At 64.0% G+C, this 14,130-nt stretch carries 13 protein-coding genes; 1 reads left to right on the top strand and 12 read right to left on the bottom strand.

Annotated elements, in window-relative coordinates:
- Positions 1 to 8 precede the first annotated feature (8 nt).
- The 3 genes from ACREB4_RS12440 to ACREB4_RS12430 are packed head-to-tail and all read right to left on the bottom strand — an operon-like array spanning position 9 to position 2,026.
- Positions 9 to 386, bottom strand: coding sequence for a Rieske (2Fe-2S) protein (locus ACREB4_RS12440; RefSeq protein WP_431588541.1), 378 nt, complete (start codon positions 384 to 386; stop codon positions 9 to 11).
- Positions 379 to 1,062, bottom strand: coding sequence for an HAD-IA family hydrolase (locus ACREB4_RS12435; protein ID WP_431588540.1), 684 nt, complete (start codon positions 1,060 to 1,062; stop codon positions 379 to 381). The genes ACREB4_RS12440 and ACREB4_RS12435 overlap by 8 nt, the downstream gene beginning before the upstream one ends.
- Positions 1,063 to 1,072: 10 nt before the next feature.
- Entirely contained in the window at positions 1,073 to 2,026 is a 954-nt protein-coding gene (locus ACREB4_RS12430; RefSeq protein WP_431588602.1) for an RluA family pseudouridine synthase, read from the bottom strand.
- Positions 2,027 to 2,772: 746 nt separating this feature from the next.
- Between ACREB4_RS12430 and ACREB4_RS12425 the strand changes: the two genes are divergently transcribed.
- Positions 2,773 to 5,823, top strand: a complete 3,051-nt coding sequence (locus tag ACREB4_RS12425) for an Rne/Rng family ribonuclease (protein WP_431588539.1) — start codon at positions 2,773 to 2,775, stop codon at positions 5,821 to 5,823.
- A 91-nt stretch (positions 5,824 to 5,914) separates the two neighbouring features.
- Here the strand turns inward: ACREB4_RS12425 and nagZ are convergent, their stop codons facing one another.
- The 9 genes from nagZ to lepA all read right to left on the bottom strand — a co-directional run bounded on the left by nagZ (position 5,915) and on the right by lepA (position 14,109).
- Positions 5,915 to 7,030, bottom strand: a complete 1,116-nt coding sequence (nagZ, locus tag ACREB4_RS12420; RefSeq protein WP_431588538.1) for a beta-N-acetylhexosaminidase — start codon at positions 7,028 to 7,030, stop codon at positions 5,915 to 5,917.
- Positions 7,027 to 7,431: a holo-ACP synthase gene (acpS, locus tag ACREB4_RS12415; protein ID WP_431588537.1), complete on the bottom strand. Its 405-nt coding sequence runs from the start codon at positions 7,429 to 7,431 to the stop codon at positions 7,027 to 7,029. Before acpS ends, nagZ begins: the two co-directional genes overlap by 4 nt.
- Positions 7,428 to 8,255, bottom strand: coding sequence for a pyridoxine 5'-phosphate synthase (locus ACREB4_RS12410; RefSeq protein WP_431588536.1), 828 nt, complete (start codon positions 8,253 to 8,255; stop codon positions 7,428 to 7,430). Before ACREB4_RS12410 ends, acpS begins: the two co-directional genes overlap by 4 nt.
- Positions 8,252 to 9,001 (bottom strand): DNA repair protein RecO, encoded by a 750-nt coding sequence (gene recO, locus ACREB4_RS12405; RefSeq protein ID WP_431588535.1) that lies wholly within the window; start codon positions 8,999 to 9,001, stop codon positions 8,252 to 8,254. The genes ACREB4_RS12410 and recO overlap by 4 nt, the downstream gene beginning before the upstream one ends.
- 41 nt (positions 9,002 to 9,042) lie before the next feature.
- Positions 9,043 to 10,002 carry a GTPase Era gene (era, locus tag ACREB4_RS12400; RefSeq protein WP_431588601.1) on the bottom strand — a complete coding sequence of 320 codons (960 nt, stop codon included), beginning with the start codon at positions 10,000 to 10,002 and terminating at the stop codon, positions 9,043 to 9,045.
- Between the two features lie 139 nt (positions 10,003 to 10,141).
- Positions 10,142 to 10,933, bottom strand: a complete 792-nt coding sequence (gene rnc / locus ACREB4_RS12395; RefSeq protein WP_431588534.1) for a ribonuclease III — start codon at positions 10,931 to 10,933, stop codon at positions 10,142 to 10,144.
- A 31-nt stretch (positions 10,934 to 10,964) separates the two neighbouring features.
- On the bottom strand, positions 10,965 to 11,312 hold the full coding sequence (locus ACREB4_RS12390; RefSeq protein WP_431588533.1) for a DUF4845 domain-containing protein: 348 nt from the start codon (positions 11,310 to 11,312) through the stop codon (positions 10,965 to 10,967).
- 17 nt (positions 11,313 to 11,329) lie between these two features.
- The gene (gene lepB, locus ACREB4_RS12385; protein ID WP_431588532.1) at positions 11,330 to 12,301 is read right to left on the bottom strand and encodes a signal peptidase I; all 972 of its coding nucleotides are present in this window, start codon (positions 12,299 to 12,301) and stop codon (positions 11,330 to 11,332) included.
- On the bottom strand, positions 12,301 to 14,109 hold the full coding sequence (gene lepA / locus ACREB4_RS12380; protein WP_431588531.1) for a translation elongation factor 4: 1,809 nt from the start codon (positions 14,107 to 14,109) through the stop codon (positions 12,301 to 12,303). The genes lepB and lepA overlap by 1 nt, the downstream gene beginning before the upstream one ends.
- Positions 14,110 to 14,130 lie beyond the last annotated feature (21 nt).

Raw genomic sequence — 14,130 nt, 5'->3', positions numbered from 1 at the left:
ACACTCTCTTAGAAAATAGGCTGGATGCGGTCGCTAGGATACCAATACACCTGCTGGTCACGCTCCTGCACCTCGACCTTCACCAGGCGTTTACCGGTGCAGGGCCCCCCCACGCACAGGCCATTGGGCGGGTGGTACACGGCACCATGGATGGCGCAGATGATGAAGCGCTTGTCCTGGTCCCAGAACTTGCCGGGCTGCCAGTCCATTTGCGTGGGCACGTGGGCACATTGGTTCAGGTAGGCCACCACCTCGTTGTCGTAGCGCACGGCGAAGGCCGAGGCGCTGCGCCCCCACTCCAGCACCTCGAAAACCACGGCATCGCCGACTTCCTCAAGCGCTGATGACCCGCACAGGAACTGGGGCTCTTTGGTCAACTCAGGCATGTTGCGTCAACCACTGCCGCAACTCGGCCACGGAGTGGGCCACGAAACGGGTCGGGTAGTTCGCGAAAGCGGCAGGTTCATGCGCGCCATAGCTCACGGCCACGGAATGGGTGCCCGCGTTGACCGCCAATTGCAGATCGTGCGTGGTGTCGCCGATCATCAAGGTGCGCTCGGGGCTGATGCCGAACTCGGCCATCAGCTCCTGCAGCATCAGGGGATGCGGTTTGGACTGGGTCTCGTCGGCGGTGCGGGTGGCATCGAACACGCCACGAAGGGCGACGTTTTCCAGCGCTTCGTTGAGGCCCGCGCGCGTTTTGCCCGTGGCCACGGCCAACCAGTGGTGGCGGGATTTGAGCGCCGACAACAAGTCCAGTGAACCTTCGAACAGGCTGAGCTCGTGCGAGCGCTGGAAGTAATGATGGCGATAACGCATGCCCAATTCGGGCACCCGCTCTTTGGGCAAGGTGGGCGCCACGTGTGCCAGGGCATCGTGCAGTCCGAGGCCGATCACGTAGGCCGCGTCCACCCGCGACGGGATGGGCAGCTGCAGGTCGGCGCAGGCCGCCTGGATGCAGCGGACGATCAGCGCCGTCGAATCGTAGAGCGTGCCATCCCAGTCGAAAACGATCAGGTCGAACTGGCGTGGACGGAAGGAAGAAGCGTCGGATGAATCCATGTGTGGCACTTTATTTGGGCGCTGTCGTCAACGCGGTCAACAGGGATTCGCAGTCGTCCGGCAAAGGCGCCTGCAAGGTCAGGTCCTCGCCGGTGGACGGGTGCGGCAAGCGCAGATAGCGGGCGTGCAAGAACATGCGCTCGAAACGCACGCCCTGCACCGCAGATCCCCTGGCGATGGATTTGTTCAGGGCGAAATCGCCGTATTTGTCGTCGCCCACGATGGGGTGGCCTTCGCTGAGCAGGTGAACGCGGATCTGGTGCGTCCGCCCGGTTTTGATGGTGACGTCCAGCAGGCTGAAGGCGGCGTAATGCTTCACCACCTTGACCAGCGAAATGGAGCGTCGACCATCGTCGTTGTCGTCGGCCACGGCCTTGACACGGCGCTCGCCGTCGGCCGTCAAGAATTTGTGCAAGGCCACGTCGATGACCTTTTTCTGATCCGGCCAGGCGCCGATCACCAATGCTGCATAGGTTTTTTGAACCCTGCGTTCCCGGAAATGGTCTTGAAGTGTGGTCAAAGCGCTGCGCTTTTTGGCGATCAGCAATATGCCGGAGGTTTCCTTGTCCAGCCGGTGGACCAATTCCAGAAACTTGGATTGGGGGCGTGCGCGGCGCAATTGTTCAATCACGCCGAAACTCACCCCGCTGCCCCCGTGCACGGCCACGCCGGCGGGTTTGTTGATGGCCAGCACGTGCTCGTCCTCAAACAATATGGGGAATTCCTTGGCGGGTATGGCCGCGGCCGTTTCCTCTGATTTCTCGGACAGGCGCAGCGGCGGGACGCGCACTTCGTCGCCCAGGTTCAGACGCGTGTCGGCCGAGGCCCGGCCTTTGTTCACCCGCACCTCGCCACTGCGGATGATTCTGTACACCAGGGTTTTGGGTGCACCTTTGAGCACCTTGATCAGGAAATTGTCGAGGCGCTGCCCGGCGCCGCCTTCATCGATGGTCAAGCGCTGCACCGCAGCAGGGGTCGAAGTGCTTGAATTCACTGGCTTTTTTGGACTGTGAGATGCGGATTTCGCACCTATAATGGGCTGAGCCACGTGATGAAGTGTTGTGATTGTTAATTGGCAGTCGCACGCTTTGGTGAAGCCAAGCGAGAGTTTACCTTTTGAGACCGCTTTGCATTCACCCAGACGTGGCCCGGCGGGGAGTCCCGCCAATTTGATGGTGATGCAACTCGTGCTGCGTCCCGGAGAAAACCACCCAAGGTGTGGTCTTGCCGGGTCGCCGCGTGTGTCAGAGCCAATGTCGAACGAACCACGACTCAAGGTTTTTTTGGACGCCAGACTCATCGCTGGTGTCCGCGTCGAGTGACCGCACGAATGTCCCGGCCTATCCTGCACGTTTCCATTGCCGCCCCACACCTGGCCATGTTCCGCACAACGGAATGTGGCGCGGGTGTTTGTGCGCGCCTTTGGACAATACGGCCCGATTCGCCCTCCCCCTGCCCGATGCCCTGGATTGACGAGGACTTGCTGTACAGCGGTCCCGACAACCCGGGATGTTCGCCAGGGGCTCGTGCCATGTCACCCGCGCATGCGCCCCTGCTGCACTGACCTTTCCAGGTCACCAGCCACGGCAATTCCTTCTCGGTTCTTTCTGCGTTGACTCGTGCATGAAGGTTGCCGCCGACCCTGGTCGGTGGTGAATCGAGGTCTGCCTGGTGCCATCCAGGGCCGGCCTCGCTTGGACTGGAGTTCACATGAAACGCATGCTGATCAATGCCACGCAGCCTGAAGAGCGCCGCCTGGCCATCGTCGACGGACAAAAACTCCTCGACTTTGAAACCGAAATCGAGGGTCGCGAGCAGCGCAAGGGCAACATCTACAAGGCCGTTGTGACCCGCGTCGAGCCTTCGCTCGAAGCCTGTTTCGTCGATTACGGCGAAGAGCGCCACGGTTTCCTGCCCTTCAAGGAAATCTCACGCCAATATTTCCGCGAGGGCGTCGACGTCCGTTCCGCCCGAATTCAAGACGCGATCAAGGAAGGGCAAGAGTTGCTCGTCCAGGTCGAAAAAGAAGAACGCGGCAACAAGGGCGCGGCCCTGACCACTTTCGTGTCGCTGGCCGGCCGCTACCTGGTGCTGATGCCCAACAACCCGCGTGGTGGTGGCGTCAGCCGCCGCATCGAGGGCGATGACCGCGAAGAGCTCAAAGAGGCGATGGACCAGCTCGAATACCCCAAGGGTATGAGCCTGATCGCCCGCACCGCCGGCATCGGCCGCTCAGCCGCCGAGCTGCAGTGGGACCTGAACTACATGCTCAAGCTGTGGACGGCCATCGACGAGGCCTCCGGCACGGGCAAGGGCGCCTTCCTGATTTACCAGGAATCGTCGCTGGTGATCCGCGCCATCCGCGATTACTTCACCTCCGACATCGGCGAAATCCTGATCGACACGGACGACATCTACGAGCAGGCCAAGCAGTTCATGCTGCACGTCATGCCCGACACGGCCAACCGCGTGAAGCGCTACCGTGACGATGCCCCGCTGTTCTCGCGTTTCCAGATCGAACACCAGATCGAAACGGCCTTCAGCCGCACGGTGAACCTGCCTTCCGGCGGCGCCATCGTGATCGACCACACCGAAGCGCTGGTGTCGGTGGACGTGAACTCGGCGCGCGCCACCCGTGGCAGCGACATCGAGGAAACCGCCTTCCGCACCAACCTGGAAGCCGCCGATGAAATCGCCCGCCAGATGCGCTTGCGCGACCTGGGTGGCCTGATCGTCGTCGACTTCATCGACATGGAAGAGTCGAAAAACCGCCGCGAAGTCGAGACCCGACTGCGCGACGCCCTGCGCTTCGACCGCGCCCGCGTGCAGCTGGCCGCCATCAGCAAGTTCGGCCTGCTGGAAATGTCGCGCCAACGCCTGCGCCCCGCCTTGAGCGAAGGCTCGCACATCACCTGCCCACGTTGCAACGGCACCGGCCACATCCGCGACACCGAATCGTCGGCGCTGCAGATCTTGCGCATCATCCAAGAAGAATCGATGAAGGACGGCACGTCCGCCGTGCACGTGCAAGTGCCGGTCGAAGTGACCTCGTTCCTGTTGAACGAAAAGCGCACCGAGATCACCAAGATCGAGCTGAAGCAACGCGTGACCGTGCTGTTGATCCCCAACAAGCACATCGAAACGCCGAACTACAAGCTGGAGCGCCTGCGCCACGACGACCCACGCCTGGAAAACATCCAGACCAGCTACTCGATGATCGAGGAGCCCGAGGACGAAGTCGGCATCACTCGCCGTGAAAAGAGCAAGCCCAAGCAGGAGCCGATCATCAAGGGCGTGTTGCCCGATCAGCCTGCGCCCGTGGCCCCGCCCAAGAACGAACCCGCGCTGGAAGCAGCCGCCGCCCCCGTGGTGGCCGCGCCCAAGCCCGTGGCGGCACCTGTGCCGTCCACGGGTGGGTTCTTCGGCTGGCTCAAGAGCCTGTTCTCGAGCGCCCCGGCCTTCACGCCTGCGCCCGAGGTCAAGCCCACCGTGGAAGCCCCGAAGGACACCGCCAAGGACGATGGCAAGGGTGCCCGCGGTGGCAACAAGGGCCGTGGCGGCCGTCGCGATGGCCAAGGCCGTGGCGGTGAGCGCACCGGCGAACGTGCCGAGCGTGGTGGCCGTGGTGAACGCGCCGACCGCGGCGAGCGCCCCCCGCGTGAGGACCGTCCCGCGGCTGAAAGCCGCGAGCCTCGCGAAGGTGGCCGTGGTGGCCGTGGCCGTGGTTCACGCGAAGACCGCGTCGCCGCCACTGAAATCACCAGCGAGCTGAACGCCCGCGGTGAAGCTGCCCGCCCTTCCGACGAAGCCCGTCCTGAAGGTGCTGGTGGTCGTGGAGGCCGTGGTGGCCGTGGCCGCGGTGATCGTCAAGATCGCCCTGCCCGCGACGCCGTGGCGGTCGATGTGCCAGAGAACGCCTTTGTCGACACCATCCCCGTCGGTACCGACGCACCGGCCGAAGGCACGGGCGAGCGCGAAGGCGCACGCCGCCGTCGCCGTGGAGGCCGTGGCCGTGGCGAGCGCGACGACGCCGCGCTGAACACCGAAGGCCAGACCGCCGAACAGGCCGTCGAGGCCGGCGACACGGAAGCTCCTCGCCTACAAGACGAGTCCGCCCGCGCAGAAAGCCCTGAGGGCGAACGCGAAGGTGCCGAGGGTGAAAACGCCGATGGCCGCCGCCGTGGCCGTGGCCGTGACCGCGGTCGCCGTGGTGAACGTCGTGACCGCCCCGCCGGTGAGGACGAGGCCCCCACCACGGCCATCGAACCCGCACCTCAGCCGGGCTTGACCTTGAGCCTGCCTTCGCCATCCGCCGACGTGGGGCCGTTCAGCCTGGCGCCAAGCAATGTGGCAGCAACTCCCGAAGTCACCGCTTTCGAGCCTGTGGAGGAAACGCCTCCCACGGCACTGGCCGTGGCCCCGGTGGAGGCCATCCACACGCCTGAGCCTGCGGCAGCGCCCGCTGTGGCGGCAGCCCAGGTTGCCTTTGTGGCGCCGACCGCTGCCCCGGTGGCCGAGGCCTTTGTCTTGCCCCTGAGCGACCTCAATGCGATCGCGCAAGGCGCCGGTCTGCAGTGGGTGAACTCGGACGTCGACAAGGTGAACGCCATCCGCGAAGCCATTGCACGCGAACCCAAGCCCGTGCATGTGCCGCGTGAGCGCCCCCCCGTGGTGATCGCCGACGAAGGCCCGCTGGTGCTGGTCGAGACCCGCAAGGACCTCAGCCAGATCAAGCTGCCCTTCGAGTCGGCGGCCCGCTGATCAAGCACTGATCACCGGCATCAACTGAAAGGCGCCATCCCCGAACGGGGATGGCGCCTTTTTCATGCCTCGGCGAAACAACGATCCGGGACTAGCCCGGCAAACGGGCCAGCGCCTGGTGATATGGCGCGTGGTGCATCAATTCATCCCAGGTCAAGGGCGCGGTCTGGGGCAAGAGGTCCAGACGACGGGCTTCACTGTCGGCGCTGGGCTGCCAGAGCTCGTGCGCATGCGCCAGTTGCAAGCCATCCAGCAGGTCATCGACGGCCCGTCCGCCCTGGAGCGACTGGTTGCACAGCAGCACCAGATCGCAACCGGCGTTGAGCGCAGCCACGGCACCCTGGGTGTGGTTGCCGGCCACGGTGGCGCCCTCCATGCTGAGGTCATCGCTGAAAATCGCGCCCGTGAAGCCCAGCTTCTCGCGCAGGATGTCCTGCAACCAGCGTTGGGAAAAACCAGCCGGCATCTCGTCCACCTTGGGGTAGATCACATGGGCCGGCATCACGCTGGTCAGCGAGGTGCTCAGCCACTCATAGGGCTTGGCATCGTCGGCCAGGATGGCTTTGAGGCTGCGGCGATCCACCGGCACGTCCACGTGCGAATCGGCCTTGACAAAGCCGTGCCCCGGGAAGTGCTTGCCGCAGTTGGCCATGCCCGCCAGCAGCAGGCCGTGCATCACACTCTTGGCCAGCACCGACACCACGCGCGGGTCGCGGTGGAAAGCCCGGTCGCCGATCACGCTGCTTTCGCCGAAGTCCAGGTCCAGCACGGGCGTGAAGGTCAGGTCAACGCCACAAGCTCGCAACTCGCTGGCCAGCACATAGCCGCAGGCCGTCGCTGCATCGGTGGCGGCCATGGCGCCACTGCCCTCGCCGCCCTTGCCATCGTTCAGCCACAGGTCACCCAGGCGGCGCATGGGCGGCACATGTGTGAAGCCATCGGTCTTGAAGCGCTGCACGCGCCCGCCTTCGTGGTCCACGCAGATCAGCACGTCGGGGCGCAACTCCTTGATCTCGGCGCACAAGGCCGTGAGCTGCACGCGGCTGGCCCAGTTGCGGGCAAACAGGATCAGGCCGCCAGTGAGCGGATGCTGCAGGCGGCGCCGGTCATCGGCATTGAGGCTCAGGCCTTCGATGTCCAGCACCACGGGTGCATGGATGATGTCGGAGTCGGCATTGGCCTGGACGGAATGGGGCGTTGGGCTCATGGGTGGTCGGGTTGGGTTTCGATGACAACGAAGGCCAAGGCATGGTCCACCTCATCGGTGACCGTGACATGGGCCTGCCATTTTTTCTGGGCGAACCAGTCGGCCAGTTCGCCATTGAGCACGATGTGGGGGCGGCCGCTGGACTGGTTGAGGATCTCGCAGGAGCGCCAGGTCATGGGCCAGTGGATGCCCAGGCCAATGGCCTTGGAAAAGGCCTCTTTGGCGGCGAAGCGGGTGGCCAGGTAACGCAGGCCGCGCACCGCCACGCGCGCCTGGCGCTGGCGGTAGACGACGATTTCTTGCGGGCCCAGCACTTTCTCGGCAAAGCGTTCGCCGCGCCGCTGAAGCGCCTCCTGGATGCGGCGGATGTCGCACAGGTCGGTGCCAATGCCGACGATCATGCCGCGACCGCCTGGCGTGCCCGCACCGCCTCCGCCTTGAAATCGGCGATGGCCTGCTTCAACCCGACAAAGACCGCCTGGCCGATCAAGGCATGGCCGATGTGCAGTTCGGTGATGTCGGGCAAGGCGGCCACCAGGGCCGTGCTGCTCGACGCGGGCTGCATGACGTCGGGGATGGCCACCCAGCTTTCGCTCAAGGCCAGGCCATGGCCCGCATGCGTGCGCAAGCCCAGGCTGCGTGCCAGCTTCAAGCCTGCTTGCAGGCGCTGCAACTCGGCCTGCATGGCCAGCCGATCACCCGCCCACCAGGCGTTGGCCAGGGCACCGGTGTGAAGTTCCACGCAAGGCGCCCCCGCTTGCGCCACCGCTTCGATTTGCGCGGGATCGGCGCCGATGAACAGGGACACCCGCGCACCAATGGCCGCCAGGCGGACGCAGGCGTCCGTCACACGGGGCAGCTGTCCCAGCACGTCCAGACCGCCTTCCGTGGTGACCTCCTGGCGCCGCTCAGGCACGAGGCAAACGTGCTCGGGGCGGGTGCGCTCGATGATGCCCAGCATCTCCTCAGTCACCGCCGCTTCGAAATTCAGGGGCGCCCCGATGCTGGCCTTCAGGCGCACGACGTCTTCGTCACGGATGTGGCGGCGGTCTTCGCGAAGGTGGAAGGTGATGATGTCGGCCCCGCCCTCGACCGCCCATTGCGCCGCGGCCACCGGGTCCGGGAAACGACCGCCACGGGCATTGCGAACCGTGGCGACATGGTCGATGTTCACGCCCAGCAAGGGCGCATCGTGCGTGGTCAGGTGCGAGGCGGAAAAAGTCATGCCTGTTGAAGCTCCATCATGAGCTGGCGGGTGCGCAGCAGGTGGGATCCGAGATGATAGTGAAGCGCGGCGCGCAACACCGATTTGAGCTCACTCAAGGCAGGGATGCAGGCGGCCATCAAGGGCGCCATGGCCGGCACCCCGATCGTACGCCCGCCCTCGCCTTCGCCCGACAAGGCCGCTTCCAGCTGACGCAAGACACCACCATCCACCCCCACGACGTCGTCGTGCGACCGGGCGCGCGACACACCCCACTCCGGGTGCAATTCATACGCCTGGCCAGGCTCCACGGGCCGCCCATCGACCGTCACTTGAGCCAGGTCGGGCAAGTGCCCCAACTGGCGCAACAACGCCAACTCGAAACCGCGCAAGGCGGCCTGCAAGAGCTGGGGATCGGCCAGCGCGAGGAGTGTCTGCGCATAGGCGTCGAACACCCCGGGGTGCGGGTCGTGGCGGGCCAGCAGCCGCATCAGCAACTCGTTCAGGTAGAAGCCCGGCAGCAGGGCCGCGCCGCCCGGCCAAGCCGGACCACCCGCCCATTCCGCCTGGCGCAAAAGCCAGACCTCGGTTTCCTCGGAACGCTTGGCCCCGAAGCTGACATGCAGGCGCTGAAAAGGCATCAGCACCGGGCGCAACTGGGAATAAGGCCGCTTGGCCCCCTTGGCCACGGCCACCACCCGCCCCTGGTCGCGCGTGAACAAGTCCAGGATCAGGCTGGACTCGCTCCAGTCGTGGGTGTGCAGCACGAACGCCGCACTGGGTGGTCGGGATGCCGCGCGGGCCACACTTACTCGTAGCCGTAGGTGCGCAAACGGGCGTCATCGTCGGCCCAGCCAGAGCGGACTTTCACCCAAATCTCGAGGAAGACCTTGCGGCCCAGCAGGTGCTCCAGCTCGGTGCGCGCTTCCATGCCGATGCGCTTGAGGCGCTCGCCCTTGTCGCCGATGACGATGCCCTTGTGGGTCTCGCGCTCGACCACGATGGTGGCGGCGATCCGGATGATCCCGGTGGCCCGGGGGTGGTTGGCCAGCGGCGGTTCGTCGGTGTAAGTGTCGATCACCACCGTGGAGGTGTACGGCAGCTCGTCGCCGGTCAGGCGGAACAGCTTTTCGCGCACGATCTCGCTGGCCAGGAAACGGTCGGTGCGGTCGGTCAGGGCATCCTGGTCGTACCACCAGGGTTGTTGCGGCAAATAGGGCCTGACGATGTTCATCAAGCGACGCGTGTCGTCCTGGCTTTGCGCCGACAGCGGCACGAACTCGGCAAAAGGGTGGCGCTCTTGCATGGTCTGCAGCCAGGGCAGGACATCGGCGCGGCGGTGCACCAGGTCGAGCTTGTTGGCCACCAGGAAGACGGGCTTGTCCTTCGGGCACAAGGCCAGCACCTTGGCATCGTCCAGCCCGAAACGGCCGGCCTCGACCAGGAACAGCACCACGTCCACGTCGGCCAAGGTGGCCTGCACGGTCTTGTTCAGGTTGCGGTTCAGCGCGGCCGTGCCCTTGACGGTGTGGCGGGTCTGAAAGCCCGGCGTGTCCACGAACACGAACTGGGTGGTGTCGTCCGTGTGGATGCCGGTGATGCGGTGGCGCGTGGTCTGCGCCTTGCGGGAAGTGATCGACACCTTCTGCCCGACGAGTGCATTGAGCAAGGTCGACTTGCCCACATTGGGCCGGCCGATGATGGCGATGAGGCCGCAGCGCTGGTTGGCCGCGGACACGCCCGCCTTGCTGCCGCCGGTCTTGGCCATGGCCAATCCAGCCAGCATGTCGTCCAGTGACGGGTTCAACGCATCCACCACGGGGGCGGTTGTTGGGGCCTGGGCGGGTGCCTCAGGCGAGGTGTCATCTGGTGACGAAGGGGTATCGGGCATGGTTTGAAGCAATCAATCAAGAACGTTTGGCGCCCACCGTGCGCTTTTTCGATGGGACTTTGGACAGAGAAGATGGCGGTTCAGCGCCCTGCGATGCGGCCTGGGGCAGCTGCTGCACCTTCAACAAGGCCAGCTGGGCGGCCACCTGCTCGGCGGCACGCTTGGACAAGCCTTCACCTTGCACAGACAGCCCCAGGTCCTGCAGATCGCAGGCCACCACGAACACCTGCTCGTGCGCCTTGCCCCGCGTGGCCTCCACACGGTAGACAGGCACGGCCATCTTGCGACCTTGAAGCCATTCCTGCAAGGCCGTTTTGGCGTCCTTGCTCCAGACTTCCAAGGTGGTCTCGGCCATCACGGGTTCGAACAGGCGAAGCACCCAGGCGCAGGCCGCTTCGAATCCAGCGTCCAGGTAGACGGCCCCGATCACGGCCTCGAGCGCGTCGGCCAGGATAGAGGGCCTCAAGGCGCCGCCGCCCCGGGACTCGCCTTCGCTCATCCGCATGACGGCGGGCAAGTCCAGGCCCAAGGCCAATTTGTGCAGCATGTCCTGGCGGACCAGGTGGGCGCGAACGCGGGTCAGGTCGCCTTCATCGCTTCGGTCGAAGCGGGCGTACAACATGCTGGAGACCGCCAGGTTCAGGACTGCATCGCCCAGGAACTCAAGGCGTTCGTAATGATCCTGGCCGAGACTTTTGTGGGTCAAGGCCCGCGCCAACAGTCCCGGATCCTTGAATTCATGCCCGAGGCGCTGCTGCAAAGCCTTCAGCGGCGCGGCCGCCGCCGTGGGCATCGTGGGTCGGGACATCAGCGTTCCAAACGATCGAACCCGATCACCATCACTTGGATCGGCCGCTGAACTTGATCAGCAGGTAGACAGGCTCGATCAGCTCGATTTCCTTGTCGTAGGCGAACTTGACCACCACCTTGTCGTTTTCCTTGGTGATTTCAAGGTCCCGGGAGCTGATGGACTCGACGTTGTACTGAACGGCCTTGTCACGGTCGAAAGCCGCGCGGATTTCAGGGACCGTGGTGCCCGCACCTGCCGCCGTGGTCACCATCTTCTGGATGGTCTGGTACTCCATGACAGCGGGAACCACCTTCATGACGACCAAGGCGATGCTGCAAAGAATCACCGCCCAAAACAGCAAGCCGATCAGCGTGATGCCCGACTGCGAACGTTTCATGTTGTCCCCCACACGAATCATTGGAAAAAGCCGATGCGCTTCAAACTGCTGAAATTCATCCACACCACGAAGGCCTTGCCGACGATGTTTTCGTCGGGCACGAAGCCCCAGAAGCGGGAATCCTGCGAATTGTCGCGGTTGTCGCCCATCATGAAATAGTGGCCGGGCGGTACCTTGCAGACCACGCCTTCGCCACTGTAGCTGCAGTTTTCCTTGAACGGATGGTCTTCAATGGCCTGTGGCGGAATATAGGGGGGACGGTCCTTGTCCACCAGGATCCGGTGACTCACGCCACTCAGGTTCTCGGAGTATTGCAGCGAATACCGCAGGCTGTCCTGGTCATAGAACTCGGCCAGGGGCGTCTGCTCGATGGGCGTGCCATTGATGGTCAGGCGCTTGTTGACGTAGGCGATGGTGTCACCCGGCAGGCCCACCACGCGCTTGATGTAGTCCAGGCGCGGATTGACGGGGTAGCGGAAGACCATGACATCGCCACGCTGTGGCTCATGGTTCGCGATGATCTTCTTGTTGATCACCGGCAGGCGGATGCCGTAGTGGAACTTGTTGACCAGGATCAGGTCGCCCACCAGCAAAGTCGGCACCATGGAACCCGAGGGGATCTTGAAGGGCTCGAACAGGAAAGAGCGCATCAGGAACACGACCACGATCACCGGGAACAGGCCCGCCGTCCAGTCCAGCCACCAGGGCTGCATCAACAGGCGCTCCTTGGCCTCGGTGACGTTGCCATCGACCTGGGCAATGCCCTGCCGCGCCAGTTCGGCCCGGCGGGTTTCGTCTTGCGTGACCAGGTTGGCGGCGGCGGCTTCTCGCTCGGGCTGGAACTTGAAGCGTTCGGCCAGCCAGTACAGCAAGGTCACGACCGACATCACGAACAGCAGGAAGGAGAAATTGCCCTGCCACTGCCCGACGTACCAACCGCCCAGGTAGATGGCCAGGGCGCCATAGAGAATACCGGTGAGAAAACTCATCAATCGTCCACTTGAAGGATGGCCAGGAACGCTTCTTGAGGCACTTCGACGGAGCCGATCTGCTTCATGCGTTTTTTACCGGCCTTTTGTTTTTCGAGCAGCTTGCGCTTGCGGCTGATGTCGCCGCCGTAGCATTTTGCCAGCACGTTCTTGCGCAATGCCTTGATGTTCTCCCGCGCAATGATGTTGGCGCCGATGGCCGCCTGGATGGCCACGTCGTACATCTGGCGGGGAATCTGTTCGCGCATCTTGGCGGCCACGCCGCGTCCGCGGAACTGGCTTTGCGCGCGGTGCACGATGATCGACAGGGCATCGACCCGGTCGCCGTTGATCAGGATGTCGACCTTGACCACGTCGGAAGCGCGGTACTCCTTGAAGTCGTAGTCCATCGAGGCATAGCCGCGCGACACGCTCTTGAGCTTGTCGAAGAAGTCGAGCACGATCTCGGCCAGCGGCATCTCATACGTGAGCATGACCTGGCGGCCGTGGTAGGCCATGTTGAGTTGCACGCCGCGTTTTTGGTTGGCCAAGGTCATCACCACGCCGACGTAGTCTTGCGGCATGTACAGATGCATCGTGACGATGGGCTCGCGGATCTCCTTGATGCGGCCCAGTTCGGGCATCTTGGAGGGGTTCTCGACCTCGACGATGGTGCCGTCGTTCAGCTCCACCTCGTAGACCACGCTGGGCGCGGTCGTGATCAGGTCCTGGTCGAACTCGCGCTCCAGGCGCTCCTGCACGATCTCCATGTGCAGCAAGCCCAGGAAGCCGCAGCGGAAGCCAAAGCCCAGCGCTTGCGACACCTCGGGCTCGTAGCGCAGCGACGAATCGTTGAGCTTGAGCTTTTCGAGCGCATCACGCAACTGGTCGTACTCGCTGGCCTCGGTCGGGTAGAGCCCGGCGAACACCTGCGGCTGGATCTCTTTGAAGCCAGGCAGCGCTTCGGTGGCCGGGCCCGCATTGTTGGGCAGCTTCTTTTCCACCGTGATGGTGTCGCCCACCTTGGCGTTTTGCAGTTCCTTGATGCCGCAGATCACGAAGCCCACTTCGCCGGCCTTGAGCGAGGCGCGGTCAACGGACTTGGGCGTGAAGACGCCCAGGTGTTCGGCGGGGTACACGGCATTGGCCGCCATCAGGCGAATGCGTTCGTTCTTGCGCAACTCGCCGTCGACCACGCGCACCAGCATGACCACGCCCACATAGTTGTCGAACCACGAGTCGACGATCATGGCGCGCAGCGGGCCATCGGCGTTGCCTTGCGGCGGCGGCATGCGGGCGACCACGGACTCGAGGATGTCTTCAACGCCCATGCCCGTCTTGGCCGAGCAAGGGATGGCGTCGGTGGCATCGATGCCGATGACGTCCTCGATCTCTTCCTTGGCGCGGTCGGGATCCGATTGCGGCAGGTCCATCTTGTTGAGGACCGGGATGACGGTGACGCCCAGGTCGAGCGCGGTGTAGCAGTTGGCCACCGTTTGCGCCTCGACACCCTGGCTGGCATCGACCACCAGCAGCGCGCCTTCGCAGGCCGACAGCGAGCGGCTGACCTCGTAAGAGAAGTCGACATGGCCGGGCGTGTCGATCAGGTTGAGGTTGTAGACCTTGCCATCGCGGGCCTTGTAAGACAAGGCGGCGGTCTGCGCCTTGATGGTGATGCCACGCTCTTTCTCGATGTCCATCGAGTCGAGCACCTGGGCTTCCATCTCACGGTCGCTCAGTCCTCCACACAGCTGAATGATGCGATCGGCCAGGGTGGATTTGCCATGGTCGATGTGGGCAATGATGGAGAAATTACGGATGTGGTTCATAAAAAAAAGGCACGTCGAAAT

Origin of the sequence: Aquabacterium sp. (genome assembly GCF_050725395.1) — a bacterium.
Lineage (GTDB): Bacteria > Pseudomonadota > Gammaproteobacteria > Burkholderiales > Burkholderiaceae_C > Aquabacterium.
Note: the sequence above shows the minus strand (reverse complement) of the source record. Positions and strands in the feature narration are given on the sequence as shown.

Excerpts from the sequence above, each read along its gene's own strand:
- ACREB4_RS12440 (WP_431588541.1), bottom strand. The coding sequence starts at position 386 with ATGCCTGAGTTGACCAAAGAGCCCCAGTTCCTGTGCGGGTCATCAGCG.
- ACREB4_RS12435 (WP_431588540.1), bottom strand. The coding sequence starts at position 1,062 with ATGGATTCATCCGACGCTTCTTCCTTCCGTCCACGCCAGTTCGACCTG.
- ACREB4_RS12425 (WP_431588539.1), top strand. The coding sequence starts at position 2,773 with ATGAAACGCATGCTGATCAATGCCACGCAGCCTGAAGAGCGCCGCCTG.
- nagZ (WP_431588538.1), bottom strand. The coding sequence starts at position 7,030 with ATGAGCCCAACGCCCCATTCCGTCCAGGCCAATGCCGACTCCGACATC.
- acpS (WP_431588537.1), bottom strand. The coding sequence starts at position 7,431 with ATGATCGTCGGCATTGGCACCGACCTGTGCGACATCCGCCGCATCCAG.
- ACREB4_RS12410 (WP_431588536.1), bottom strand. The coding sequence starts at position 8,255 with ATGACTTTTTCCGCCTCGCACCTGACCACGCACGATGCGCCCTTGCTG.
- era (WP_431588601.1), bottom strand. The coding sequence starts at position 10,002 with ATGGCCAAGACCGGCGGCAGCAAGGCGGGCGTGTCCGCGGCCAACCAG.
- rnc (WP_431588534.1), bottom strand. The coding sequence starts at position 10,933 with ATGTCCCGACCCACGATGCCCACGGCGGCGGCCGCGCCGCTGAAGGCT.
- ACREB4_RS12390 (WP_431588533.1), bottom strand. The coding sequence starts at position 11,312 with ATGAAACGTTCGCAGTCGGGCATCACGCTGATCGGCTTGCTGTTTTGG.
- lepB (WP_431588532.1), bottom strand. The coding sequence starts at position 12,301 with ATGAGTTTTCTCACCGGTATTCTCTATGGCGCCCTGGCCATCTACCTG.
- lepA (WP_431588531.1), bottom strand. The coding sequence starts at position 14,109 with ATGAACCACATCCGTAATTTCTCCATCATTGCCCACATCGACCATGGC.